Below are 24983 nucleotides of genomic sequence, written 5' to 3' on the forward strand. Positions count from 1 at the left end.
GATCGCGCGTCATGACGGTGCTGATCGAAAGGCTGCAGAGCGCCGTCGGCGCAGCGCATGTTCTCGTCGCAGCCGAAGATCAGGCGCCGTATCTGCGCGACTGGCTGGGCAAGTATCGTGGCGCTGCCATCGCCGTCGTGCGTCCTGCGTCGACGGCAGAGGTCGCCGCGGTCATGGCGGCCTGCGCCGAGGCCCGCGTCGCCGTGGTGCCGCAGGGCGGCCACACGAGCCTGTCCGGCGGCGCGACACCCGATGCGAGCGGCGGAGCGATCGTGCTGTCGCTGGCGCGGATGAACCGCGTCCGCGCGCTCGATCCCATCGGCCAGACCATGGTGGTCGATGCCGGCGTCGTGCTGGCGAAGGTGCAGGAGGCCGCCGGCGCGGCCGGCCTGCTGTTTCCACTCAGCCTCGGGTCCGAGGGGAGCTGCACCGTCGGCGGCAATCTCGCGGCCAACGCCGGCGGCGTCGCCGTGTTAAGGTATGGCGTGATGCGCGAGCTGACTCTCGGGCTCGAAGTGGTGCTGCCGGATGGCCGCATCTGGGACGGGCTGCGCAGCCTTCGCAAGGACAACACCGGCTATGCGCTGCGCGATCTCTTCATCGGCTCGGAAGGCACGATCGGCATCATCACCGGCGCCGTGCTCAAGCTGTTCCCGCAGCCGACGGCGCGCGCGACTGCGTTCGTCGCAGTCCCCGATGCGGCCGCCGCGCTGAAGCTTCTACAGTTGTCGCGTGCTCATTGCGGCGATCGCCTCACTGCATTCGAATTCCTGACCTCGGCGACGCTCGACATGATCCTGTGCCAGATCCCGGATGCGCGGCTGCCGTTCACGGCGCTGCCCGACGCAGCGGTGCTGATCGAGCTCAGCGACATCAGCGACGAGCCCGCGCTGACGGCGCGTCTCGAAACCGCGCTAGCTCAGGCGATGGCGGAAGGACTTGCCTCCGACGCCGTCGTGGCCCAGGACGGCATCCAGGCCAAGGCGTTCTGGCGCGTACGCGAGAGCGTGTCCGAGGCGCTGGTGCGCGAAGGCAAGGCGCTGAAGCACGACGTCGCGGTGCCCGTGGCCGAGATCGCCGATTTCGTCGGTGTCATGGATGCGGCGGTCGGCGCTGCGCTGCCCGGCATCCGTCCCATGGTGTTCGGCCATCTCGGCGACGGCAACCTGCATTACAATCTGATGCGGCCGCTCGACATCAGCGAGGACGAGTTTGACGGGCACGGTCCGCGGATCACTCGCCTCGTCCACGACGAGATCACCCGCCGCCGCGGCTCGATCAGCGCCGAGCATGGCATCGGCCAGCTCCGCACCGCGGAGATGCCGCTGTGCAAGCCAGCGCTCGAGCTCGAGCTGATGCGTCAGCTCAAGCGCGCGCTCGATCCGCATGGTCTGATGAACCCGGGCAAGCTGCTGCCGAATGTGTAGTCGGTGCTGACGTCGCGTTCGCCCAATCAGGACCGGTGTGACGTCCGCCTGGGTTCTGCAGGGTCTGCGCGACAGTCGCACGGGTTCCGTTCAGGAAGAGGCTGTCGAGTGCTGCCTCAACGGCGCCCGTGAAGCGAGGATCGTTCGGCAGCTCGGTGCCGAACACCGATGTGACCGAGAACAATGCAGGCGCAAGCCGGCCTGCAACCGGGCCGGCGTCATCCGCCAGGGCCCGCAGTCTGGCCGCCAGCGGGTCGCGCAGCGCGATCGGCTGGCGGTGTTCGTCGGTGCCGCTGACGTAGCGCATCCACCCGGCGACGGCGAGCGCGAGGCGGGTGATCGGCTGGCCGCGGGCGAGCCGGTCGCTGATGGTGCCGAGCAGGCGCTGCGGCAGCTTCTGCGAGCCGTCCATCGCGATCTGCGCTGTCAGATGCTTCAGCGCCGGATTGCGGAAGCGTTGCAGCAGTGCGGCGCGATAGGCTGTCACGTCGAAGCCGCCGAGCGCGGGCAGAGTCGGCGTGACCTCGTCGCACATCATGTCCTCGACGAGGCCGGCGAGGTCGGGCTCGGCCATGGCCGCGGCCACCGTCTCGCAGCCCATGAGATAGCCGAGATAGGCGATCGTCGAGTGCGCGCCGTTGAGCAGCCGCAGCTTCATCAGCTCGAACGGCGCGACGTCGCGGACGAACTGCGCGCCGCTGATGTCCCACGCCGGGCGATCGCCGCCGAAATCATCCTCGATGACCCATTGGCTGAACGGCTCGGTGACGACGGGCCATGCCTCGTCGAGGCCGAGCGCGGTGCTGACATCAGCGCGGTCGGCGTCGGTGGTGGCCGGCACGATGCGATCGACCATGGTCGAGGGGAAGCGGACCTCGTCGGCGATCCAGCGGGCGAGGTCGCGGTCAACCAGCTCGGCGAAGGCGATGACGAGGCCGCGCAGGGTATGGCCATTGGCCGGAAGATTGTCGCAGGCCAGCACCGTGTAGGGCGGCAGGCCCTGCTGCCGCCGCAGCCGCAGGCCGCCGACGATGAATCCGAGCGTGCTGCGAGGATGCGTCAGGTGACCGCTGTCGTGACGGATGTCGGGATCATCGGCGCGCAGCGTGCCGGTCGCCGGATCGTGGTTGTAGCCCTTCTCAGTCACGGTGGTGGAAACGATGCGCACGGTGGGATCGGCGAGGCGTGCGAGCAGGCCGGCCGGATCCTCCGGCGCGACCGCAAGGCCGGTGAGCGCGCCGATGACGCGCCGCTGCTGGCCGGCGCCGTCGCTCGCGGTCACGCTGTAGAGCCCGCCTTGCGGCGCGAGCGCGTCGCGCGTGTCGGGCGAGCGCAGGGAGACGCCGAGGATGCCCCAGCGCGGATCGTCCTTGAGCAGCGCATCCGTGTAGACCGCCTGGTGGCCGCGATGGAAGGCGCCGAGGCCGAGATGGACGATGCCGGTCGCGACCGCCGCGCGGTCGTAATCCGGCGCGAGGACGCCGGCGGGCAGGCGGCGGAGCGTGGCGGGGCTGAGGCGGTCCATGCCGGGAGCTCTCAGAAGATCAGCTGCACTTTGCAGCATTCGGTCTGGTTGTGCTCGAACGTCTCGAATGCGGCGGCGTAGGCGTCGAGCCCGAAGCGGTGGGTGATCAGACGCTCGGGTTGCAGCGTGCCGCGCGCGAACCAGTCGACGACCTTGGCGAACTTGCCGCTGTTGAGCCTGGAAGCGTGGATCGCGAGCTCCTTGGCCGTGACCTTCTGCTGCACGATGGTCGAGGGCTCCGCCGAAAAGCCGAGCAGGCCGATGCGTGCGGCGGGCGAGGCGATCTCGATCGCTTCGGCGAGAATGGCGGGATGGCACGCGGCATCGAGGATCAGTGTTGGCCTCACGCCGGCATCCGCGAGCGCTGCGGGCAGGGCGGTGTTTGCCGTGTTGATGACGCGGTCGGCGCCGTTGCGCTGGGCGGCTTCGAGCCGCGAATCGATGCGGTCGGTGACGATCAGCTGCTTCACGCCGTAGACGTGCTTGAGCACCTGGATCACGGTCAGCCCGATCGGCCCGGCGCCATAGACCAGCGCGACGTCGGAAGCGAACACGCGCGTATGATCGGTGATGTTGGCGGCGATCGAGAACGGCTCGACCAGCGGCGCCTTGTCGTCGTCGACGCTGTCCGGCAGCAGATGCGCGTTTGCGGCCGGTACGCAGGCATATTCCGAAAAGCCGCCGTCGCGGTGGACGCCGAGCACGGCGAGTTCAGCGCAGACATTGGGGCGGCCGACCGAGCAGGGATAGCAATGGCCGCAGGCGACGACGGGGTCGACCACCGCGCGGGCGCCAAGCTTGGCGTCGACGCCGTCGCCGAGCTTGTCGATGCGGCCAAAGAATTCGTGGCCGATCACGCGCGGATAGCGCGCGAACGGGTTGCTGCCGTGCAGGATATGGATGTCGGAGCCGCAGATGCCGGCCCGCTCGACCTTGAGGCGGAGCTCGCCCGTGGCGGGCTCAGGGACAGGGCGCGTTTCGATCGACAGGCGGCCGGGCCGCTCCACCACGAGGCTCTTCACGCGTCCCTCCATCCCCTTCAGTGCTCATCTCGATCGCGAGCCGGCGTCGTATAGCAACCTCACAACTTGGATACAAGTTATCTATTGAAACCTATTTTGGTATCCCTTATAGGCTTCGGTTACAGGAATGACATACAAAAGGCCCCCACAGCGGGCCGGCAGGGGAGGTTTGCCAATGTCTTCAGCCACATCCATGTCCCGTCGAAGCTTCGTCGGCACCGCGCTCGCGGGGGCCTCAGCCCTGGCGTTTGGACCGGCCCACGCCCAATCCGCGAAGTATCGCCTGCGTTACGGCACGGCGTTTCCCGCCACCCATCCCGGCGTCGTCCGGATCATCGAGGCGTCGGAGGTCATCAAGAAGCAGACCAATGGTCTGGTCGACCTGCAGGTCTATCCGAACGGCCAGCTCGGCAGCGAGCCCGACATGTTCTCGCAGGTGCGCAGCGGCGCGCTCGACTTCATGTCGACGTCAGGTGTGAACCAGACGGTGGTGCCGATCGGCGGGATCAATGCGGTGGCGTTCGCGTTCGAGAGTTACGACCAGGTGTGGTCGGCGATGGACGGCGATCTCGGCAACCATGTGCGCGGCGAGTTCGCCAAGGTCGGCCTGCACGTGCTCCCGAAATGCCTCGACAATGGCTATCGCAACATCACCTCCGGCGCCAAGCCGATCGCCTCGCCCGACGATCTCAAGGGCTTCAAGATCCGCGTGCCCGGCAATCCGTTGTGGGTGACGCTGTTCAAGACGCTCGGCGCGGCGCCGACGCCGATCAATTTCGGCGAGCTCTATGCGGCCCTGCAGACCCGCATCGTCGACGGCCAGGAGAATCCGCTGGCGCTGATCCAGAGTGCCAAGCTCTACGAGGTGCAGAAGTACATCGCGCTATCAGGCCATATCTGGGACGGCCACTACATCTTCGCCAATGCAGCGCGCTGGAATGTCATGCCTGCCGACGTCCGCGACGCCATCACCGCGGCGCTGTCGGAGGCCGCCGTCAAGGAGCGCCAGGACATCCAGAGCTTCAACGAGAAGGCGCAGGCGGAAATGCAGGCGGCCGGCGTGACCTTCAACAAGGTCGACACCAAGCCGTTCCGCGACGCGCTGCGCACCGCCGGCTTCTACACCGAGTGGAAGACCAAGTTCGGCGCCGAGGCGTGGGGCCTGCTGGAGAAATCGGTCGGCCAGCTCTGAGCGAGCTGCCGTTGCATCCCTGATGCATGTCCGCATGCGCGGACATCAGCAGGATCTTGCGGGGAGGGTGGAATGGCCGTTGACATGACCGCGACGACCTCGGTGCCGTCGCATGGCGCCTTTGCGCGTTTCGATCATCTGCTAGGCCGCGCCGTCGAGGCGCTGGCCGCCGCGATCGTGGTCGCCGAATTGGTCCTGCTCGGTGCGGCCACGGCCGCGCGCTACGTGTTCAATGCTCCGCTGATCTGGTCCGACGAACTCGCCACCGTGCTGTTCGTGTGGCTGGCGATGCTCGGCGCCGTCGTCGCATTGCGACGCGCCGAGCACATGCGGCTCACCGCCTTCGTCCGCAATCTGTCGCCGGCGTGGCGGGCGCGCACCGACGCGCTCGGCCTGATGCTGGTCTGCACCGTGCTGGTCGCGCTGGTGATGCCGTCCTGGCACCACCTCGAAAGCCACCTGATCAGCCAGATGCCCGTGCTCGAGATCAGCGAAGGCTATCGCGAGGCCGCGATGCTGGTCGGCGTGCTGCTGATGCTGCTCACCGCGGTCGACCGGCTGATCCAGCAGGCGAGCCTCATGCAGATCGTCGGCGCTCTGGCCCTGGTGCTCGCCGGTGCGGGGGCGCTCTATGCGGCCGCACCTGTGCTGGAGGATCTCGGCAACTACAATCTGTTCATCTTCTTCTTTGTGCTCGTCGCCAGCGCCATGGTGATCGGCACGCCGATCGCCTTCACCTTCCTGCTCGCCACCGTGGCCTATCTGCATTTCAGCACGACCGTGCCGGTCCTGATCGTTCCTGGCCGGGTCAGCGAGGGCATGTCGCACATGGTGCTGCTGGCGGTGCCGATGTTCGTGCTGCTGGGTGCGCTGATCGAGATCGCCGGGCTGGCGCGGGCGATGATCCTTTTTCTCGTGTCGCTGATCGGCCACCTCCGCGGCGGCCTGCAATATGTGCTGCTCGGCGCGATGTACCTGGTCTCCGGCATCTCCGGCGCCAAGGCGGCCGACATGGCAGCGGTTGCGCCGGCGCTGTTTCCCGAGATGAAGCAGCGCGGCAGCTCGGAAGGCGACCTGGTGTCGCTACTGTCGGCCTCGGCCGTTATGTCGGAAACGATCCCGCCCTCGATCGTGCTGATCACGGTCGGATCGGTGACGGGCGTGTCGATCGCGGCGCTGTTCACCGGCGGGCTGCTGCCGGCGGTGGTCGGCCTGATCGCACTCTCCGTCGTCGTCTTCCTGCAGACGCGCAAGGAGGACATGAGCGGCGCGCAGCGTTTCGATGCCAAGACGCGGCTGCGGCTGTTTGCGATCTCTATTCCCGGTCTCGGTCTGCCGATCGTGATCCGCTCGGCTGTGGTCGAGGGCGTCGCCACCGCGACCGAGGTCGCGGCGATCGGCGTCATCTACACCGTGCTGGTCGGTATCTTCGTCTATCGCCAGTTCGACTGGAAGCGGGTGTATCCCATCCTGGTCGATACGGCCTCGCTGTCCGGCGCTATCCTGCTGGTGGTGGGGGCTGCGACCGGCATGGCCTGGGCGCTGACCCAGTCCGGCTTCTCGCAGCAGCTCGTCGACCTCATGGTGGCCGCGCCCGGCGGCCGCTGGGGCTTCCTGTTGATTTCGGCGCTCGCCTTCGTCGTGCTCGGCAGCGTGCTCGAGGGCGTGCCGGCGGTGGTGCTGTTCGGGCCGCTGCTGTTCCCGATCGCGCGCATGATGGGCGTGCACGAGGTGCACTACGCCATCATCGCGGTGTTCGCGATGGGGCTCGGCCTGTTCACGCCGCCTTTCGGCGTCGGCTTCTATCTCGCCTGCGCCATCGGCCGCGCCTCGCCGGACGAGGTCATCCGCCACGTCTGGCCGCATCTCGCCGCACTCGTCGTTGCGCTGCTCTTGATCGTGTTCCTGCCGTGGATCTCGATCGGCTTCCTGTGAATCGGGTAGACTGCCGTCATGGATGACGATCTGACACCGCTGACACGACTGGACGGCAAGGCCGGCCGGCGGCTCGCCGACCAGGTCTACGAGCGGCTGCTCGAGGACATCGTCTCCGGCGCGCTGCCGCCGGGCACGCCGATGGCCGAGCTCGATCTGTGCGAGCGGCTCGGCGTCAGCCGCACGCCGGTGCGCGAGGCGCTGATCAAGCTCGCCGATGTCGACCTCGTGCGCATCTATCCGCAAAGCGGCAGCGTGGTGGCGCCGGTGTCGCGCGAGGCGTTCGGCGAGGCGCAGTTCATCCGCGAGCATCTCGAATGCGCGCTGGTTGCCGAGGCCGTCCGCTACATCGATGCGACGGCGCTGCGCGAGCTGACCGAGCTGATCGACAAGCAGAAGGCGGCGGCGACGCCGGCGGAGTTCTACGTCCATGACGAGGCGTTCCATCAGACGATCGCCCGCACCAGCCGGCATCCCCATGTCTGGCAGGTGATCCGTCAGACCAAGATCCATTTCGACCGCGTCCGCCATCTGACCTTGATCGAGGATGCCGGCCATATTCCGCTCCTGATCGCGCAGCATCAGGAGATCCTGGACGGGCTGGCCGCCTGCAACGAGGCCCAGGCGGTCGCGGCGATGCGCCGGCATCTGCGCGAGGTGTTTCGCCGCGCTGACGGCATCTTTGCCCGGCAGGAGGAGATGTCGCAGGCCGAACCGCGCACGCGGGCACGGCGGCGGCGCTGATCGCGCGCTTGATTCATTCTGGAAGGTGACGACATGGAACAGACGTGGCGCTGGTTCGGACCCGATGATCCCATCACCTTGCCGCAGGTTCGCCAGACCGGCGCGACCGGCATCGTGACGGCGCTGCATCACATTCCCTACGGCGTGGTGTGGAGCACCGATGAGATCATCAGGCGCATCGGCTTGATCGAAGGCGATTCATCGCTGCGGCTGCGCTGGAGCGTGGTCGAGAGCCTGCCGGTCTCCGAGGCCATCAAGCTGGGCGAGGGCGATCTGACGTCCTTGTTCGACAACTACCGCCAGTCGCTGCGCAACCTCGCCGCCTGCGGCGTCACCACCGTCTGCTACAATTTCATGGCGGTGCTGGACTGGACCCGCACCGAGCTCGCCTTCCGCCTGCCGGGCGGCGCCACCGCGCTCCGCTTCGACATGGATCGCCTGGCGGCGTTCGACTGCTACATCCTGCAGCGGCCCGGCGCCGAGGCGGAATTCTCCTCCGACGTGCTCGACCGCGCCAGAGCCTGGGTGGCGCAGGCCTCCGAAGCCGACAAGGACCGGCTGCTCGCGACCATCATGGCCGGGTTGCCCGGCGCCTATGACCGCTATGACGTGCCCGGCCTGCGCCGCATGCTGGAGAAATATCGCGGCATCGGCCATGCCGAGCTGCGTGCCAACTACGCGCGCTTCCTGCGCGAGGTGGTGCCGGTGGCGGAGGAGTGCGGTGTCAGCCTGTGCGTCCATCCCGACGATCCGCCGCGCGACCTGTTCGGCCTGCCGCGCGTGGTGTCGTCAGCCGAGGATCTGCAGTTCATCGTCGATGCCGCCCCGTCGAAGGCCAATGGCATCACGTTCTGCACCGGCGCGCTCGGCGCTGGCGGCCACAACAACGTGCCGCGGCTTGCCGAGCGGTTCGCCCCGCACATCCGCTTCGTCCATCTGCGCAACGTCACCAAGATGCTCGACGGCTCGTTCATGGAGGCCGAGCATCTGCGCGGCGATGTCGACATGGTTGCGATCGTGACGACGCTGCTCAAGGAGCAGGCGCGCCGCAAGGCCGAGGGCGATCCGGACTGGCGGATCCCGTTCCGCCCCGATCACGGTCATGAGCTGGTCGACGACATCGGCCGCGGCACGCATCCCGGCTATCCGCTGGTTGGCCGGCTCAAGGGCCTCGCCGAGATCCGCGGGGTGATGACCGCCGTCGCGGCCATTAACCGTCTCCCGGTTTGATCGGCAGGGCCGGATAACGCGCTTGTCAGCGCGCTGTCCGTCAACGAGGATGCCAGCCGGAACGTCGTCCACGAGTTGAACAGATGTCGACCTCGCTCTTCGATCTCTCCGGCAAGACCGCGCTGGTGACCGGCTCCTCCCGCGGCCTCGGCCGCGCTATTGCCGAAGGCCTTGCCAAGGCCGGGGCGCGGCTCGTCATCAACGGCACCGACCCGGCGCGCACGCTGGCGGCGGCGGAAGAATTCCGCGCCGCGGGCCATCAGGCCGAGGCCTGCCCGTTCGACGTGACCGATGAGCAGGCCGTGGTCAGCGCCTTCGCGCGTTTCGATGACCAGGGGATCGCGATCGACATCCTCGTCAACAATGCCGGCATCCAGCACCGCAAGCCGCTGGTCGAGTTCACCACCGACGAGTGGCGCCGCGTCATCGAGACCAACCTCACCAGCGCGTTCGTGATCGGGCGCGAGGCCGCCAAGCGGATGATTCCGCGCAACAGCGGCAAGATCATCAACATCGGCTCGCTCGGCAGCGAGCTGGCAAGGCCGACGATCGGGCCCTACACCACGGCCAAGGGCGGCATCCGCAACCTGACCCGCGCGATGGCCGTCGAATGGGCCGCGCACGGCATCCAGGCCAATGCGATCGGTCCCGGCTACATGCTGACCGACATGAACCAGGCGCTGATGAGCAACCCCGACTTCAACAACTGGCTGATGTCGCGCGTCCCGGCGAAGCGCTGGGGTCGTCCCGACGAACTGGTCGGCACCGCGATCTTCCTGGCCTCCGACGCGTCGACCTATGTCAACGGCCAGACCATCTATGTCGATGGCGGCATGCTGGCGGCGATGTAGGATCGCGGAAGACACGAGACAGGGAGGCCGGCCATGCGTGCGGTCGTCATTCACGCGCCGAAAGATCTGCGCATCGACAGCTTTCCCGATCCGGCGCCGGGACCCGGCGAGGTCCGGGTCAAGATCGAGGCCGGCGGCATCTGCGGCTCGGATCTGCATTACTACCATCACGGCGGCTTCGGCACGGTCCGCATCAAGCAGCCGATGGCGCTGGGTCATGAGATCGCAGGCCACGTCGCCGCTGTCGGTGCCGGCGTGACCGGCCTCGCCGAGGGCACGCGCGTCGCCGTCAATCCGAGCCTGCCGTGCAGCAAATGCGCCTATTGCCGCGAGGGGCGGCACAACCAGTGCCTGGACATGCGCTTCATGGGCAGCGCGATGCGCGATCCCCACGTGCAGGGCGGCTTCCGCGAGTTCGTCACCGTGGATGCCTCGCAGGCGGTGCCGATCGCGCCGTCGTTGTCGCTGGGAGAGGCCGCGATGGCCGAGCCGCTGTCGGTCTGCCTGCATGCCGCGCACCAGGCCGGTTCGCTGCTCGGCAAGCGCGTGCTGGTGACCGGCTGCGGTCCGATCGGAGCGCTGTCGATCCTGGTCGCGCGTTACGGCGGCGCAGCCGAGATCGTGGCGACCGACGTCGCCGACGCGCCGCTTGCGATGGCGCGCACGCTCGGCGCCAGCCATGCGTTCAATGTCGGGGCGAAGCCGTCGGCGCTCGATCCGTGGCGGAGCGGGAAGGGCACGTTCGACGTGCTGTTCGAGGCCTCCGGCAACCAGGCCGCCCTGCGGGCGGCGCTCGACGTCATGAGGCCCGGCGGCGTGATCGTCCAGCTTGGGCTCGGCGGCGAGATGACCTTGCCGGTCAACACGCTGGTCACGAAGGAGCTGCAATTGCGCGGCACGTTCCGGTTCGACCGCGAATTCGAGCTGGCGCTGCGGCTGATGGGCGAGGGTCTGCTGGACGTCAAGCCGCTGATCTCGGCTGCGCTGCCATTCGAGCAGGCGGTCGCCGCCTTCGAGCTCGCCAGCGATCGAAGCCGGTCGATGAAGGTTCATTTGACGTTTTGATGGATGGATTGACGCCGATGAAAGTCGCCTGCATCGGAGAGTGCATGGTGGAGTTTGCGCAGGAGGACGGCTCGCTGTTCCGGCGCGGCTTCGGCGGCGACACGCTCAACACGGCGCTCTATCTGGCCCGGCTCGGCGTGCCCACCTCCTACGTCACGGCGCTCGGCGATGATCCCTTGAGCGCCATGATGCTGGCGGCCTGGCAGGCCGAGGGCATCGACACCTCGGAGGTGCTGCAGGTCGAGGGCCGCGTGCCCGGCCTGTACATGATCGAGCGCGATGCCCGGGGCGAGCGCAGCTTCCTCTATTGGCGCGACCGCGCGCCGGCGCGCGAGCTGTTCGATCGCGCCGACCGCGACATGCTCGACAGGCTCTCCCGCTTCGACTGGATCTATCTCTCCGGCATCAGCCTCTCGCTCTATGGCGAGACCGGCAAGGCCAAGCTGCGTGAGCTCTTGACGGTGGCGCGCAAGCGCGGCGCGCGTGTGGTCTTCGACGGCAACTACCGGCCGCGCGGCTGGGCCAGCCGCGAGGTGGCGCAGCGCGCGTTCCGCGCGATCCTGCCGCTGGTCGACGTTGCGCTGCCGACACTGGAGGATGAGCAGATGCTGTTCGGCGATGCCGACGCCTCCGTCAGCCTGCGCCGCTTCAAGGAAGCCGGGGTCGGCGAGGTCGTCGTCAAGCGCGGCGCACGCGGCTGCCTGATCCATGCCGATGGTGTGCTGGTCGACATCGCGCCGCCTGCGGTGCTCAAGCCGATCGACACCACGGCGGCCGGCGATTCCTTCAATGCGGGTTATCTCGCCGCGCGCATCAAGGGCGCGCCGCCCCGCAAGGCGGCATTGGCCGGCCACCGGCTTGCCGGCGCCGTGATCATGGCGCCGGGAGCCGTGATCCCGGCCACCGCGATGCCGCGGGACATTCTGACGATGAGCGAGGCATGATGAACAATTTGGACAAGCGCACGAAGCTCGATGCGGTGTTCGCTCTGGCGCCGGTGATTCCGGTGATCACGATCGAGGACGCCGCGCATGCCGTGCCGCTTGCGCGCGCGCTCGTTACCGGCGGTCTCCGCGTCATCGAGATCACCTTGCGGACGCAGGCGGGGCTCGATGCCGCACGCGCGATCATCGATGAGGTGCCGGACGCCGTTGTCGGCATCGGCACGGTGCTGACGCCGGCGGACTACGAGCGCGCCGCCGCGCTCGGTGCAGCCTTCGCGATCAGCCCGGGCCTGTCGATCGGCCTGCTCGATGCCGCGAATGCGGGCGAAATGCCGTTCGCGCCGGGCATTCAAACCGCCTCTGATCTCATCGCCTGCGTGACGCGCGGCTATGAGCTGGTGAAGTTCTTTCCTGCGGTGCCGGCCGGTGGGCTCGCCGCGCTGGATGCGCTGGCCGGGCCGTTCCCCAACGTACGCTTCTGCCCGACGGGCGGCATCAATGCCGGCAACGCTGCGCAATGGCTGGCGCATAAGAAGATCGTTGCGATCGGCAGCTCCTGGGTCGCCCCCGCGGCCGACATCAAGGCCGGGGCCTGGGCTGCGATCGAGCAGCGCGCCCGCGAGGCGACGAAGCTGCGCTGATCTGGCCTGTCCACAACTTAAAATTTTGTTTGTGTCCGACGTTCATCTTCGGCAGCGTAGGCCTCCGTCCGCGCTTGTCATTCTCAAAAAGTATTACAGTCAAATAATATGACTAGTCATCCCAAGTGTTCCGTGGAATAACGGACGTCACCGGCCGTCGAGGCGGGTGAATAGGTGCGTCGGCACCGCTGTTCGCGGCGGCGCATCAAAAAACAGTACCTTTTTGGGAGAGAACGTCTGATGACCCTGAAAGCCCTCTTTGCGGCCTCGGCAACGGCCGCCTTGTTGCTTGCCACGTCCGCTGGCGCCGCGGAGCTGACCGTCGGCTTCTCGCAGATCGGATCGGAGTCCGGTTGGCGCGCCGCCGAGACCTCGGTCTCGAAATCTGAAGCCACCAAGCGCAAGATCAACCTGAAGATCGCCGACGCCCAGCAGAAGCAGGAGAACCAGATCAAGGCGATCCGCTCCTTCATCGCCCAGGGCGTGGACGCGATCTTCCTCGCGCCGGTCGTGGCCTCCGGCTGGGACGCGGTGCTGAAGGAAGCCAAGGAAGCCAAGATCCCGGTCGTGCTGCTCGACCGCGACATCGATCCCTCCGGCAAGGATCTCTATCTGACCGCCGTCACCTCCGACAGCGTGCATGAGGGCGAGGTGGCAGGCGAATGGCTCGCCAAGACGGTCGGCGGCAAGGCCTGCAACGTCGTCGAGCTGCAGGGCACGGTCGGCGCCAGTGTCGCCACCAACCGCAAGAAGGGCTTTGACGCCGTCGTCGCCAAGAACGCCAACCTGAAGGTCGTTCGCAGCCAGACCGGCGACTTCACCCGTGCCAAGGGCAAGGAGGTGATGGAAAGCTTCATCAAGGCCGAGAACGGCGGCAAGTCGATCTGCGCGGTCTATGCCCACAACGACGACATGATGGTCGGCGCCATCCAGGCGATGAAGGAAGCCGGGCTCAAGCCGGGCAAGGACATCCTGACCGTCTCGATCGACGCCGTGCCGGACATCTTCAAGGCGATCGCCGCCGGCGAAGCCAACGCCACCGTCGAGCTGACGCCGAACATGGCGGGCCCGGCGTTCGACGCAATCGTGGCCTTTAAGGAGAAGGGCACCGTTCCGCCGAAGTGGATCCAGACGGAATCGAAGCTCTACACCGCGACTGACGATCCGCAGAAGGTCTACGACAGCAAGAAGGGGCTCGGCTACTGAGCCGAAGATCTCGCCGTCGTCCTGGCTGTTGCCGGGACGACGGAAATCAATCGTGGCGCCCGCATCGCGTGCGGGCGTCGACTTCCCGGTCTTGCCCAAGTAGTTCGTCATGTCTGATCCTTCAGCTCCGCCGGCGATGCGTCCGTCTCTTCTGGAGATCCGCGGCCTCACCAAGAGCTTCGGTGCGCTCAAGGCGCTGCAGGATGTCGACTTCATGCTGGGTGAGGGCGAGATCCACGCGCTGCTCGGCGAGAATGGCGCCGGCAAGTCGACCCTGATCAAGGTCGTCACCGGCGTTTTCGCGCGGGACGCCGGCAGCGTGCGGCTGGCCGATCGGGAGATCGCGCCGCGCTCGGCCAAGGACGCGGTCGATGCCGGCATCGCCACCGTCTATCAGGAAGTCAATCTGCTGCCGAACCTCTCGGTGGCGCAAAATCTGTATCTCGGCCGGCAGCCGACGCGGTTCGGCGTCGTGCGCGAGGCCGAGATGCGGCGGCGCGCGCATGCGCTGCTGCTGGATTATGGGCTGGACATCGACGTCGGCGCACCGCTTTCGAGCTACTCGGTCGCGGTCCAGCATATCACGGCGATCGCGCGCGCCGTCGATCTGTCGGCGCGCGTCCTCATTCTCGACGAGCCCACGGCGAGCCTCGACCGCCACGAGGTCGAGATCCTGTTCAAGGTGATGCGAAAGCTCGCGGCTGATGGCATTGGCATCATCTTCGTCAGCCACTTCCTCGATCAGGTCTATGAGATCTGCGACCGCGTCACGGTGCTGCGCAACGGCCGGCTGATCGGTACGCGCGAGATTGCCGATCTGCCGCGGCTCGACCTGATCCGCATGATGCTCGGGCGGGAGCTGGCCGAGACCACCCACGAACGCGCAGCGAGCCAGCCGGACAAGGCGCTCGAGGTCTGCATCAGTTTCAAGGGCTATGGCAAGCAGGGCTACCTTGCGCCGTTCGATCTCGAGCTGCGCCGCGGCGAGGTGGTCGGGCTCGCCGGCCTGCTCGGCTCCGGACGCACCGAGACGGCACGGCTCGTGTTCGGCGCCGAGCGCGCCGACAGCGGCGCGGCCACCGTCAACGGTGAGACCGTCCGGCTGAATTCGCCGCGCGATGCCGCCGGGCTCGGCTTCGGCTATTGTCCGGAGGAGCGCAAGACCGAGGGCATCGTTGCCGACCTCACCGTGCGCGAGAACATCGTGCTGGCGCTACAGGCACGGCGCGGCCTGCACCGGCCACTGTCGCGGCGCGAGCAGGACGAGATCGCGATGCGTTACATCCGCATGCTCGACATCCGGCCGCCGGATCCGGAACGTCCGATCGGGCTGCTGTCGGGCGGCAACCAGCAGAAGGCGCTGCTGGCGCGCTGGCTCGCCACGTCGCCGAAGCTCCTCGTTCTGGACGAGCCGACGCGCGGCATCGACGTCGGGGCCCATGCCGAGATCATCCGGCTGGTGCGCGAGCTATGCGAGCAGGGGCTGGCGCTGCTTGTGATCTCCTCCGAGCTCGACGAGATCGTGACCTATTCGAACCACGTCATCGTGCTGCGCGACCGCGCCCATGTCGAGGAGCTGAAGGGCGACGCCGTCGAGGTCTCCAGCATTCTAGCGGCGATCGCTGCGGATACCGAGTCCGTGCGCGAGGCCGCATCATGACGCTTCGCATTCCCCGCCGTGGCCTGGCACAAGCGCTCGCACTGATCTTGATCCTGATCATCGATCGCGCGGTGTCGCCGCAGTTCTTCAATCTCCATCTGCAGGACGGCCGGCTGTTCGGCAGCGTCATCGACGTCCTGAACCGCGGCACGCCGGTGGCGCTGCTGTCGCTGGGCATGGTGCTCGTCATCGCGACCGGAGGCATCGACCTTTCGGTCGGTGCCGTGATGGCGATCGCGGGCGCTACCGCGGCGAGCCTCGCCGATACGCATTCGCTGCCGGTGGTCATCGGCTCCGCGCTCGCTGTCGGTCTGGTGTGCGGGCTCTGGAACGGCATCCTCGTTGCCTTCTTGCGTATCCAGCCGATCGTCGCAACGCTCATCCTGATGGTCGCAGGACGCGGCATCGCGCAGCTCATCACCGAGGGGCGCATCGTCACGTTCACGTCGCCCGATCTGGTCTGGATGGGCAACGGCGCCGTGCTCGGCCTGCCGACGCCGGTCGTGATCGCGATCGGCATGCTGCTGGTGACGGGGGCGGTCGTGCGCGGCACCGCGCTCGGGCTCTTGATCGAGGCGACCGGCGGCAACGCGCGCGCCAGCGAGCTGTCGGGCGTCGGCACCCGCGCCATGATCCTGTCGGTCTATGTCTGGTGCGGACTGTGCGCCGCGCTCGCGGGCGTCATTGCGGCCGCCGACATCATGGGGGCGGATGCCAACAATGCCGGGCTGTGGCTCGAGCTCGATGCGATCCTCGCCGTCGTGATCGGCGGCACCTCGCTGTTTGGCGGCCGCTTCAGCCTGGTGCTGGCGGTGGCCGGCGCGCTGATCATCCAGGCCATGAACACCGGCATTTTGCTGTCGGGCTATCCGCCGGAGCTCAATCTGCTGGTCAAGGCCGTCGTCGTACTTGCCGTGCTGCTGGCGCAATCGCCGCGGCTCGGCGATCTCTCGCGCTTCACCGCGCGCTGGCGGAGGACCAAGCCATGAAGGCCTCGACCTCGGTTGCGATCACGGCGTTCGTGCTGGTCGCCGGCTTCGCGTTGTGCGCGCTGCAGTTCCCGAACATCGCCTCGACCCGCGTCGTCGCTAATCTGCTCACCGACAACGCCTTCCTCGGCATCGTCGCGGCCGGCATGACCTTCGTCATCATCTCCGGCGGCATCGATCTGTCGGTCGGCTCGGTGATCGGCTTCACGACGGTGTTCGTGGCTCTGGCGGTCGAGCGCTGGGGCATTCCGCCGTTTGCCGCGTTCGCAATGGTGCTCGTGCTGTGCGCGCTGTTCGGCGCCGCGATGGGGGCGGTCATTCACGTATTTGAGCTGCCGCCCTTCATCGTGACGCTCGCGGGCATGTTCCTGGCGCGCGGCGTCAGCTTCCTGCTGTCGACCGAGTCGATTCCGATCACCGCTCCGATCTACAGTGCCGTCTCCGACTTTGCGATCCGGCTGCCAGGCGGCGGACGGCTCACCGCGATCGCGATGGCGATGCTCGTGATCCTGGTGCTCTGCGCGTTGCTGCTGCATTTGACCCGGTTTGGCGCCAACGTCTACGCGCTCGGCGGCAGCCGTGTGGCGACAGCCCTGATGGGCATTCCGGTCGGGCCGATGACGATCCGCATTTATATGCTGTCGAGCGTGCTTGCGGGCCTCGCCGGCATCGTCTTCTCGTTCTACACCGCGGCCGGCTACTCGCTCTCGGCCGTTGGCGTCGAGCTCGATACAATCGCGGCCGTGGTGATCGGCGGAACCTTGTTGACGGGCGGACAAGGCTCGGTCATCGGCACCTTCCTTGGCGTCCTGATCCAGGGCATGATCCAGACCTACATCAACTTCGACGGCACGCTGTCGAGCTGGTGGACCAAGATCGCCACGGGGGTTCTGTTGTTCGTCTTCATTGCGTTGCAACAAGGTCTGATGGCGCTCGCGCGCCGCTCATCCGTCAAGCCCGCAGGGGCCAAGCCGATGGGGGCGCCGACATGACGACGTCGCACATCGTCTCGATTCCGACCCGGCGCGCGCATTCCAACCATGCCGAGGTCGCTCGCAGCATCGGCATCGACATCATCTCCGGCCGATTGGCCGAGGGGGCGCGGCTGCCGGGTGATGCCGAACTGACCGCGACCTTCGGCGTCTCACGGCCGGTGCTGCGCGAGAGCGTGAAGACCCTCGTTGCAAAAGGTCTGCTGTCGACCAAGGCCCGCGTCGGCACCGTGGTGCGCGGACGCTCAGACTGGAACATGTTCGATCCCGACGTGCTCGCCTGGCACCTCGACGCGGGCATCGACAAGCGCTTCCTCGCCGACCTCGCCGAGATCCGGTTGGCGATCGAGCCGCGCGCCGCGGCGCTCGCGGCGGAACGCCGTACGGATGACGACGTCGCGGCGATGCGCAAGGCGATGGCGCAGATGGAGCGCGAGCCATCGACATCGGTCGCTTTCGCCGAGGCTGACCTTGCGCTGCACATCGCGGTCGCCAACGCCTCGGGCAATCCCTTCATGCGCTCGATCGGCGCTGTCATCGAGGCCGCGTTGCGCGCCTCGTTCGTCCTGAGCGCCCCGATCGAGACCGCCGATCGCGACACCGTGCTGGTCTGGCACCAGCGCATCATCGACGCGATCGCGGATGGAGACGCCGACGGCGCCTCCGAAGCCATGATCGAAGTCATCTACAACGGCCGGCGGCGCCATGCGCAGTCGGCTGCACGAACGGACCGGGAATGAGCAACGACAACCAGAAGAAGACTCTGCGGAGCCAGGCGTGGTTTGGCCGCCAGGACAAGATGGGCTTCTATTATCGCTCATTCCTGAAGAACAGCGGCACGCCGCAGGATCGCTTCGAGGGCCGTCCGGTCATCGGCATCTGCAACACCTGGTCGGAGCTGACACCCTGCAACGCGCATTTCCGCGTCATCGCCGAGCATGTCCGCCAGGGCGTGCTCGATGCCGGCGGCTATCCGCTGGAGTTTCCGGTCTCCTCGCTCGGCGAGGTGACGATGCGCCCCACCGCGATGCTGTTCCGTAACCTCGCTTCGATGGATGTCGAGGAGGCGATCCGCGCCCACCCGCTCGACGGCGTCGTGCTGCTGATGGGCTGTGACAAGACCACGCCGGCGCTCTTGATGGGCGCCGCCTCGGCCAACCTGCCTGCGATCGGTGTTTCAGGCGGGCCACAACTGCGCGGCGTCTATCGTGGCCAGATCATCGGCTCCGGTACCAACATCATCTCGATGAGCGAGCAGCTGCGTGCCGGCGAGATCACGCTGAAGGAATTCCACGAGGCCGAGGCCGGCATGAACCGCTCCGCCGGGAGCTGCATGACCATGGGCACGGCCTCGACGATGGCCTCGATGGTCGAGGCGCTCGGCATCGGCTTGCCGGAAAATGCGGCGATTCCGGCTGCGGATGCGCGGCGCAACCTGCTGGCCCGCATGGCCGGACGGCGCATCGTCCAGATGGTCGGCGAGGATCTCAAGCCGTCGGATATCCTGACGCGCCAGGCGTTCGAGAACGCGATCCGCACGCTGGCCGCGATCGGCGGCTCGACCAATGCCGTCGTGCATCTGCTCGCGATCGCCGGCCGTGTCGGCGTCGAGCTGACGCTCGATGATTTCGATCGGCTCTGCCGCGACGTGCATTGCCTGGTCGACCTGATGCCGTCGGGCCGCTTCCTGATGGAGGACTTCTATTACGCCGGCGGCCTGCCGGCGGTGCTGCGTGCGCTCGGCGAGCGCGGCCTGCTGCACAAGGACGCGCGCACCGTCAACGGCAAGACGTTGTGGGACAATGTCGCCGAGGCTCCGAACTGGAACGCCGAGGTCATCACACCGTTCGAGACCCCGTTCAAGACGGAAGCCGGCATCGCCATTCTCACCGGCAATCTCGCCCCCAACGGCGCTGTCATCAAGCCGTCGGCGGCCTCGCCGGAACTGATGAACCATACGGGACGCGCGGTCGTGTTCGAGAGCGTCGAGGAGATGCATGACGCGGTCGACGACGACAATCTCGACATCGATGCGTCCTGCATCATGGTGCTGAAGAACTGCGGGCCGAAGGGCTATCCGGGCATGGCCGAGGTCGGCAACATGCCGCTGCCTGCGAAAGTGCTGCGTCAAGGCGTGCGCGACATGATCCGGATCTCCGATGCGCGCATGTCTGGCACGGCCTACGGCACGGTGGTGCTGCATGTCGCGCCGGAGGCTACCGTCGGCGGACCGCTGGCGCTGGTGAAGAACGGCGACATGATCACGCTCGACGTCGCCGCGCGCCGGCTGCATCTGCATGTCAGCGACGAGGAACTGGCCGCACGCCGCGCCGCCTGGACGCCGCCGAAGCCGCATGCGGCCCGCGGCTATCAGAAGCTCTACATCGATCACGTGCTGCAGGCCGATCGCGGCGTCGATTTCGATTTCCTCGTCGGCCGCACCGGCTCGCCCGTGCCGCGCGACAATCACTGAGAGGGGCCCATGACCGCTTCCGCCAAAAAGCTCTACAAGGGAGTCTTCCCGGTGGCGCCGACCGTGTTCGACGCCGACGGCCGTCTCGACCTCGAAGGCCAGAAGCGAGCGATCGACTTCATGATCGATGCCGGCTCGCACGGCATCTGCATCCTCGCCAATTTCTCCGAGCAGTTCGTGCTGACCGATGACGAGCGCGATCTGGTGATGACCACGGTGCTGGAGCATGTTGCCGGCCGCGTGCCGATCATCGTCACCACGACGCATTTCTCGACCTTTGTCTGCGCCGAGCGTTCGCGCCGGGCGCAGGAGAAGGGCGCTGCCATGGTCATGGTGATGCCGCCCTATCACGGCGCGACCTTCCGCGTGCCGGACACCTCGATCTATGAATTCTATCGCGGCGTCTCCGACGCGATCTCGATCCCGATCATGGTGCAGGACGCGCCGGTCGCCGGCACGCCGCTATCGGTGCCGTTCTTGGCGCGCATGGCCAAGGAGATCGAGAACCTCGCTTATTTCAAGATCGAAGTGCCGCGTGCGGCCGACAAGTTGCGCGCGCTGATCGAGGCAGGCGGCCCGGCGATCGAAGGTCCGTGGGACGGCGAGGAGGCAATCACCCTGATGGCCGATCTCGACGCGGGCGCCACCGGCGCGATGACCGGCGGCGGCTATCCCGATGGCATTCGCAAGATCATCGATCCGTATTTCGCGGGCGACCGCGAGGCCGCGGCGGCGGCCTATGAGCGCTGGCTTCCGCTGATCAACTACGAGAACCGGCAGTGCGGGCTTGCCACCTGCAAGATCCTGATGAAGGCGGGCGGCGTGATCCGCCACGACACGCTGCGCGCGCCACAGCCGCCAATTCATCCGGCGACCCAGAAGGGGCTGATCGAGATTGCGCGCCGGCTCGACCCAGTCGTGCTGCGCTGGGGACGCTAGAGATGAGTGAGCTTCGTGTCGCCATCGTCGGCTTCGGCAAGATCGCCAGGGATCAGCACGTGCCGGCGATCGCCGCCACCGAGGGCGTGACCCTGACGGCGGTGGCGAGCCGCAACGCCTCTCTACCAGGCCTGCCGCATTTCGGCACCATCGAGGAGCTGCTGCGCGACGGGCCGGAGATCGACGCCGTCTCGCTATGCACGCCGCCGCAGGTGCGCCGCGCGCAGGCGCAGGCCGCGCTCGAGGCCGGCAAGCACGTGATGCTGGAAAAGCCGCCGGGTGCGGCGGTCAGCGAGCTCGATCCACTGATCGCGCTCGCGGCTGCCAAGCAGCGCACGCTGTTCGCGACCTGGCATTCGCGCTATGCGCCGGCCGTCGAGCCGGCGCGCGCGTGGCTGTCGTCGCGTCAGATCCGCAGCGTGCGCATCGACTGGAAGGAGGACGTGCGCGTCTGGCATCCCGGACAGGCCTGGATCTGGGAGCCGGGCGGGCTCGGCGTGTTCGATCCGGGGATCAACGCGCTGTCGATCCTGACCCGCATCCTGCCCGAGCCGGTATTCCTGACCGAGGCCGAACTGTCGTTTCCGTCCAACCGCCAGGCGCCGATCGCGGCCAACCTGTCACTGTCGACAGCCAGCGACCTGCCGATCGCGGCCGAGTTCGACTTCCGCCAGACCGGGCCGCAGAGCTGGGACATCCGGATCGAGACCGACGCCGGGCAGTTGAAGCTGTCGCTCGGCGGCGCGCGGATGACCGCGGACGATCAGCCGATGGTCGACGAGAAGGAACGCGAATATCCCGGCCTCTATCGTCGCTTCGTCGAGCTGACGAAGACCGGCGCTGGTGACGTCGATCTCGCGCCGCTGCGGCTGGTGGCCGATGCGTTCCTGCTCGGCCGCCGGCAATTCGTCGAGCCGTTCGAGGACTAGAGCGATGGCAGAAGCGCGGATCACCAGGGATGTGTTTGGCAGCCTGCCGGACGGCCGCGAGGTCGAGCGCGTCACCTTGCGTGGGGCTCACGGCTTCGAGGCGCGGATCATCACCTACGGCGCGGCGCTGCAGACGCTGCTGGTGCCGGATGCGCAGGGGCTTGTCGATGACGTGGTGCTCGGTCATGACGACTTGCTGAGCTACGTCAAGCTCCGAAAGTTCTTCGGTGCGACGGTCGGGCGTTACGCCAACCGCATCGCCAAGGCGCGCTTTTCGCTCGACGGTCAGGATCTGCGCCTCGACGCCAACAATGGTGCACATGCATTGCACGGCGGCCCCGACGGCTTCGACCGCAAGCTCTGGCAGATCGTCGCGACCGAAGACGGCGCCCAGCCCTCGGTCACGATGCTCTATGTCAGTCCCGACGGCGAGGCCAATTATCCGGGGCGGCTCGACGTTCGTGTCACCTATCAGTTGACCGGGCCGATGGAGTTGGCTGTCAGCTTCAGCGCCCGGACCACCCGGACGACGGTGGTCAACCTGACCAACCACAGCTTCTTCAATCTCGATGGCCTGGCCGCCGGCAGCGACATCCTTGATCATCGTCTGACCGTCGAAGCCGACCATTATCTCGCGATCGACGAGACCGCGATCCCGCTGGAAGGGCCGCCGCACGCCGTCGCCGGCACGCCGTTCGATTTCCGCGAGCCGCATGCGGTCGGTGCCCGCATCCGCGCTGACGACCCGCAGATCAAATGCGGTCGCGGCTACGATCATAATTTCTGCCTTCGACAGCAGGCGGGGGTGCGCTTGGCCGCCCGGCTGGCGTCCCCGCGCTCGGGGCGCGTCATGGAGTTGCTGACCGATCAGCCCGGCCTGCAGGTCTATTCCGGCAACTATCTTGACGGGACCGTGACCGGCAAGGGGCGTGTCTATCGTCAGTCCGACGCGCTCTGCCTGGAGCCGCAAGTCTGGCCGGACAGTCCGAACCGTCCGGATTTTCCCAGCGCGCGTCTTGCGCCCGACGACGTCTACAAGCACGAGACGGTGTATCGCTTCTCGACCGCGGGAGCGTCCGCATGATGGAGCAGGTGCCGACCACGATCCTCTGCGACGAGCGCTGCCATCTCGGCGAGGGGCCGACCTACGATCCCCACACCGACACCGCCTGGTGGTTCGACATTCGTGAAGGCCTGCTGTTCGAGGCCAAGATCGGCAGCGGCGAACTCCGCCGCCATGGCCTCGGCAGGATGGCGAGCGCGCTCGGCCGTATCGATGCCAACAGGCAGTTGATCGTGGCCGAGGACGGGCTATACATCCGCAGCATCGCCGACGGTGCGCTATCCCTGTATCTGCCGCTCGAAGCCGACAATCCGGCGACGCGGTCGAACGACTCCCGGGTTCATCCCTCCGGGACGTTCTGGATCGGCACCATGGGCCGCAACGCCGAGTGCGGCCTGGGCTCGATCTACGCGCTGCATCGCGGCGAGATCATCCGCCTGTTCCCCAACGTCACCATTCCCAACGCGATCTGCTTCTCGCCGGATGGCACGATCGGCTATTTCGCCGACACCGACGAGAACGTCCTCTATCGTGTCGCACTCGACCCGGAGACGGGCCTGCCGCGCGGTGAGCCGGAGGTCCTGCTGCGCCATGCCGGCGTCGGGGGGCTCGATGGCGCCGTCGTCGATGCCGAGGGGCGCATCTGGAACGCACGCTGGGGCGGCGGTTGCGTCGATGTCTACAGCCCGCAGGGCGAGCATCTCCGCAGCATCGCGGTTCCGGCCAGCCAGGCGAGCTGCCCGGCGTTCGTCGGCCCCGGTCTGTCGCGCCTGCTGGTCACGTCGGCCTGGCAGGACATGGACGCGGCGGCCAAGGTGGCCGACCCCGGCCATGGCCAGACTTTCCTTCTCGAGGTCGGCGCTCACGGTCGCGCCGAGCCTGACGTCAAGCTGTCGATCTGAGAGGAGGAACAATCGAGTCGAGCGTCGTTCAGCCTAACAGCCATCTGGTATCAAGATACGCAATCGCGTATTCCTAGTTCAAATCTGAAAATCTTAGAGGGAGTGAAGCATGCTGAATTTCAAGACCATCATGGCCGCCGCGCTGGCCGGCCTCGGCGCCGTGGCGCTGTCCGGCGCTGCAATGGCCCAGAGCAAGCCGACGATCGGCATCGCGATGCCGACCAAGTCGTCGGCGCGCTGGATCGACGACGGCAACAACATGGTCAAGGTGCTGAAGGAGCGCGGCTACAACACCGACCTGCAATATGCCGAGGACGACATCCCGAACCAGCTCTCGCAGGTCGAGAACATGGTCACCAAGGGCGCCAAGGTGCTGGTCATCGCGGCGATCGACGGCACCACGCTGTCCGACGCGCTGAAGCAGGCCAAGGAGAAGGGCGTCACCGTGATCGCCTATGATCGCCTGATCCGCGACACGCCGAATGTCGACTACTACGCGACCTTCGACAATTTCCAGGTCGGCGTGCTGCAGGCGCAGTCGATCGTCGACAAGCTCGGCCTGAAGGACGGCAAGGGCCCGTTCAACATCGAGCTGTTCGGCGGCTCTCCGGACGACAACAACGCCTACTTCTTCTACAACGGCGCGATGTCGGTGCTGCAGCCCTATCTCGACTCCGGCAAGCTCGTGGTGGCGTCCGGTCAGAAGGGCATGGACAAGGTCGCGACCCTGCGCTGGGACGGCGCCACCGCCCAGGCCCGCATGGACAACCTGCTCAGCGCCTATTACGGCAACAAGCGTGTCGACGCGGTGCTGTCGCCCTATGACGGCCTCTCGATCGGCATCATCTCGTCCCTGAAGGGCGTCGGCTATGGCAGCGGCAACCAGCCGATGCCGGTCATCTCCGGCCAGGACGCCGAAGTGCCGTCCGTCAAGGCGATCCTGCGCGGCGATCAGTACTCGACCATCTTCAAGGACACCCGCGACCTCGCCAAGGTGACCGCCGACATGGTCGATGCTGCGCTGAGCGGCAAGCAGGTGCAGGTCAACGACACCAAGACCTACAACAACGGCGTCAAGGTCGTCCCGGCCTATCTGCTCAAGCCGGTCGTCGTCGACAAGAGCAACTGGGAGAAGGTTCTGATCGGCAGCGGCTATTACAAGAAGTCGCAGGTCGAGTGATCTCAACCGGCCGGCGAGCGCGGCCATGCGCTCGCCGGCTACTCTCGTTTAGGGCGGCTCAAGTGTTGCGGGAA

22 protein-coding genes are annotated in these 24983 nt (G+C 66.9%); 20 read left to right on the forward strand and 2 right to left on the reverse strand.

The genetic code is table 11. The features are described 5' to 3' along the window. Positions 1 to 11 precede the first annotated feature (11 nt). Positions 12 to 1427, forward strand: a complete 1416-nt coding sequence (locus QX041_RS30650) for an FAD-binding oxidoreductase (protein WP_316167657.1) — start codon at positions 12 to 14, stop codon at positions 1425 to 1427. Here the strand turns inward: QX041_RS30650 and QX041_RS30655 are convergent. Both QX041_RS30655 and QX041_RS30660 read right to left on the reverse strand, forming a co-directional pair. Further along, the gene (locus QX041_RS30655; RefSeq protein WP_316167659.1) at positions 1366 to 2952 is read right to left on the reverse strand and encodes a mannitol dehydrogenase family protein; all 1587 of its coding nucleotides are present in this window, start codon (positions 2950 to 2952) and stop codon (positions 1366 to 1368) included. The two genes, QX041_RS30650 and QX041_RS30655, sit on opposite strands and share 62 nt — an antisense overlap. 11 nt (positions 2953 to 2963) lie before the next feature. After that, entirely contained in the window at positions 2964 to 3974 is a 1011-nt protein-coding gene (locus QX041_RS30660; protein WP_316167661.1) for a Zn-dependent oxidoreductase, read from the reverse strand. Positions 3975 to 4149: 175 nt separating this feature from the next. Here QX041_RS30660 and QX041_RS30665 point away from each other — a divergent pair, with 175 nt between their 5' ends. The 19 genes from QX041_RS30665 to chvE all read left to right on the forward strand — a co-directional run bounded on the left by QX041_RS30665 (position 4150) and on the right by chvE (position 24909). Next, complete coding sequence (locus tag QX041_RS30665; RefSeq protein WP_316167663.1) at positions 4150 to 5166, forward strand: TRAP transporter substrate-binding protein; 1017 nt, start codon at positions 4150 to 4152, stop codon at positions 5164 to 5166. A gap of 72 nt (positions 5167 to 5238) precedes the next feature. Next, positions 5239 to 7101, forward strand: a complete 1863-nt coding sequence (locus tag QX041_RS30670; RefSeq protein ID WP_316167665.1) for a TRAP transporter large permease subunit — start codon at positions 5239 to 5241, stop codon at positions 7099 to 7101. An 18-nt stretch (positions 7102 to 7119) separates the two neighbouring features. Continuing rightward, positions 7120 to 7845, forward strand: coding sequence for a GntR family transcriptional regulator (locus tag QX041_RS30675; RefSeq protein ID WP_315718189.1), 726 nt, complete (start codon positions 7120 to 7122; stop codon positions 7843 to 7845). A 33-nt stretch (positions 7846 to 7878) separates the two neighbouring features. Beyond that, positions 7879 to 9075, forward strand: a complete 1197-nt coding sequence (gene uxuA / locus QX041_RS30680; protein ID WP_315718190.1) for a mannonate dehydratase — start codon at positions 7879 to 7881, stop codon at positions 9073 to 9075. Positions 9076 to 9158: 83 nt separating this feature from the next. Next, positions 9159 to 9926, forward strand: a complete 768-nt coding sequence (locus tag QX041_RS30685; RefSeq protein WP_316167667.1) for an SDR family oxidoreductase — start codon at positions 9159 to 9161, stop codon at positions 9924 to 9926. A 33-nt stretch (positions 9927 to 9959) separates the two neighbouring features. Next, a complete protein-coding gene (locus QX041_RS30690) occupies positions 9960 to 10991 on the forward strand; it encodes an L-idonate 5-dehydrogenase (protein ID WP_316167669.1) in 1032 nt (343 codons plus the stop codon). A 47-nt stretch (positions 10992 to 11038) separates the two neighbouring features. Then, positions 11039 to 11935, forward strand: a complete 897-nt coding sequence (locus tag QX041_RS30695; RefSeq protein WP_409977992.1) for a sugar kinase — start codon at positions 11039 to 11041, stop codon at positions 11933 to 11935. Then, positions 11932 to 12576 carry a bifunctional 4-hydroxy-2-oxoglutarate aldolase/2-dehydro-3-deoxy-phosphogluconate aldolase gene (eda, locus tag QX041_RS30700; protein ID WP_316167672.1) on the forward strand — a complete coding sequence of 215 codons (645 nt, stop codon included), beginning with the start codon at positions 11932 to 11934 and terminating at the stop codon, positions 12574 to 12576. The genes QX041_RS30695 and eda overlap by 4 nt, the downstream gene beginning before the upstream one ends. A 240-nt stretch (positions 12577 to 12816) precedes the next feature. Continuing rightward, positions 12817 to 13782, forward strand: a complete 966-nt coding sequence (gene ytfQ / locus QX041_RS30705; RefSeq protein ID WP_315804466.1) for a galactofuranose ABC transporter, galactofuranose-binding protein YtfQ — start codon at positions 12817 to 12819, stop codon at positions 13780 to 13782. Positions 13783 to 13891: 109 nt separating this feature from the next. Then, on the forward strand, positions 13892 to 15442 hold the full coding sequence (locus QX041_RS30710) for a sugar ABC transporter ATP-binding protein (RefSeq protein ID WP_316167674.1): 1551 nt from the start codon (positions 13892 to 13894) through the stop codon (positions 15440 to 15442). After that, positions 15439 to 16431, forward strand: coding sequence for an ABC transporter permease (locus QX041_RS30715; protein WP_315718199.1), 993 nt, complete (start codon positions 15439 to 15441; stop codon positions 16429 to 16431). Before QX041_RS30710 ends, QX041_RS30715 begins: the two co-directional genes overlap by 4 nt. Further along, positions 16428 to 17423 carry a galactofuranose ABC transporter, permease protein YjfF gene (yjfF, locus tag QX041_RS30720; RefSeq protein WP_315718200.1) on the forward strand — a complete coding sequence of 332 codons (996 nt, stop codon included), beginning with the start codon at positions 16428 to 16430 and terminating at the stop codon, positions 17421 to 17423. Before QX041_RS30715 ends, yjfF begins: the two co-directional genes overlap by 4 nt. Further along, on the forward strand, positions 17420 to 18163 hold the full coding sequence (locus tag QX041_RS30725; RefSeq protein WP_315718201.1) for a FadR/GntR family transcriptional regulator: 744 nt from the start codon (positions 17420 to 17422) through the stop codon (positions 18161 to 18163). Before yjfF ends, QX041_RS30725 begins: the two co-directional genes overlap by 4 nt. Continuing rightward, the gene (locus tag QX041_RS30730; protein ID WP_316167676.1) at positions 18160 to 19896 is read left to right on the forward strand and encodes an IlvD/Edd family dehydratase; all 1737 of its coding nucleotides are present in this window, start codon (positions 18160 to 18162) and stop codon (positions 19894 to 19896) included. Before QX041_RS30725 ends, QX041_RS30730 begins: the two co-directional genes overlap by 4 nt. Before the next feature lie 9 nt (positions 19897 to 19905). Continuing rightward, complete coding sequence (locus QX041_RS30735) at positions 19906 to 20835, forward strand: dihydrodipicolinate synthase family protein (RefSeq protein WP_315718204.1); 930 nt, start codon at positions 19906 to 19908, stop codon at positions 20833 to 20835. Between the two features lie 2 nt (positions 20836 to 20837). After that, positions 20838 to 21764, forward strand: coding sequence for a Gfo/Idh/MocA family oxidoreductase (locus QX041_RS30740; protein ID WP_316167678.1), 927 nt, complete (start codon positions 20838 to 20840; stop codon positions 21762 to 21764). A gap of 4 nt (positions 21765 to 21768) precedes the next feature. Then, a complete protein-coding gene (locus tag QX041_RS30745; protein WP_316167680.1) occupies positions 21769 to 22848 on the forward strand; it encodes an aldose epimerase family protein in 1080 nt (359 codons plus the stop codon). Next, complete coding sequence (locus tag QX041_RS30750) at positions 22848 to 23729, forward strand: SMP-30/gluconolactonase/LRE family protein (protein ID WP_316167724.1); 882 nt, start codon at positions 22848 to 22850, stop codon at positions 23727 to 23729. Before QX041_RS30745 ends, QX041_RS30750 begins: the two co-directional genes overlap by 1 nt. A gap of 109 nt (positions 23730 to 23838) precedes the next feature. Next, complete coding sequence (chvE, locus tag QX041_RS30755) at positions 23839 to 24909, forward strand: multiple monosaccharide ABC transporter substrate-binding protein (RefSeq protein WP_315750336.1); 1071 nt, start codon at positions 23839 to 23841, stop codon at positions 24907 to 24909. The last annotated feature ends 74 nt before the right edge of the window (positions 24910 to 24983 follow it).

Origin of the sequence: Bradyrhizobium sp. SZCCHNRI2009 (assembly GCF_032485115.1) — a bacterium.
In the GTDB taxonomy this organism is placed as follows: domain Bacteria; phylum Pseudomonadota; class Alphaproteobacteria; order Rhizobiales; family Xanthobacteraceae; genus Bradyrhizobium.

Excerpts from the sequence above, each read along its gene's own strand:
- QX041_RS30685 (WP_316167667.1), top strand. The coding sequence starts at position 9,159 with ATGTCGACCTCGCTCTTCGATCTCTCCGGCAAGACCGCGCTGGTGACC.
- QX041_RS30650 (WP_316167657.1), top strand. The coding sequence starts at position 12 with ATGACGGTGCTGATCGAAAGGCTGCAGAGCGCCGTCGGCGCAGCGCAT.
- ytfQ (WP_315804466.1), top strand. The coding sequence starts at position 12,817 with ATGACCCTGAAAGCCCTCTTTGCGGCCTCGGCAACGGCCGCCTTGTTG.
- QX041_RS30665 (WP_316167663.1), top strand. The coding sequence starts at position 4,150 with ATGTCTTCAGCCACATCCATGTCCCGTCGAAGCTTCGTCGGCACCGCG.
- QX041_RS30670 (WP_316167665.1), top strand. The coding sequence starts at position 5,239 with ATGGCCGTTGACATGACCGCGACGACCTCGGTGCCGTCGCATGGCGCC.
- QX041_RS30740 (WP_316167678.1), top strand. The coding sequence starts at position 20,838 with ATGAGTGAGCTTCGTGTCGCCATCGTCGGCTTCGGCAAGATCGCCAGG.
- QX041_RS30710 (WP_316167674.1), top strand. The coding sequence starts at position 13,892 with ATGTCTGATCCTTCAGCTCCGCCGGCGATGCGTCCGTCTCTTCTGGAG.
- uxuA (WP_315718190.1), top strand. The coding sequence starts at position 7,879 with ATGGAACAGACGTGGCGCTGGTTCGGACCCGATGATCCCATCACCTTG.
- QX041_RS30715 (WP_315718199.1), top strand. The coding sequence starts at position 15,439 with ATGACGCTTCGCATTCCCCGCCGTGGCCTGGCACAAGCGCTCGCACTG.
- QX041_RS30750 (WP_316167724.1), top strand. The coding sequence starts at position 22,848 with ATGGAGCAGGTGCCGACCACGATCCTCTGCGACGAGCGCTGCCATCTC.
- QX041_RS30655 (WP_316167659.1), bottom strand. The coding sequence starts at position 2,952 with ATGGACCGCCTCAGCCCCGCCACGCTCCGCCGCCTGCCCGCCGGCGTC.
- eda (WP_316167672.1), top strand. The coding sequence starts at position 11,932 with ATGATGAACAATTTGGACAAGCGCACGAAGCTCGATGCGGTGTTCGCT.
- QX041_RS30675 (WP_315718189.1), top strand. The coding sequence starts at position 7,120 with ATGGATGACGATCTGACACCGCTGACACGACTGGACGGCAAGGCCGGC.
- QX041_RS30735 (WP_315718204.1), top strand. The coding sequence starts at position 19,906 with ATGACCGCTTCCGCCAAAAAGCTCTACAAGGGAGTCTTCCCGGTGGCG.
- chvE (WP_315750336.1), top strand. The coding sequence starts at position 23,839 with ATGCTGAATTTCAAGACCATCATGGCCGCCGCGCTGGCCGGCCTCGGC.
- QX041_RS30730 (WP_316167676.1), top strand. The coding sequence starts at position 18,160 with ATGAGCAACGACAACCAGAAGAAGACTCTGCGGAGCCAGGCGTGGTTT.
- QX041_RS30725 (WP_315718201.1), top strand. The coding sequence starts at position 17,420 with ATGACGACGTCGCACATCGTCTCGATTCCGACCCGGCGCGCGCATTCC.
- yjfF (WP_315718200.1), top strand. The coding sequence starts at position 16,428 with ATGAAGGCCTCGACCTCGGTTGCGATCACGGCGTTCGTGCTGGTCGCC.
- QX041_RS30690 (WP_316167669.1), top strand. The coding sequence starts at position 9,960 with ATGCGTGCGGTCGTCATTCACGCGCCGAAAGATCTGCGCATCGACAGC.
- QX041_RS30745 (WP_316167680.1), top strand. The coding sequence starts at position 21,769 with ATGGCAGAAGCGCGGATCACCAGGGATGTGTTTGGCAGCCTGCCGGAC.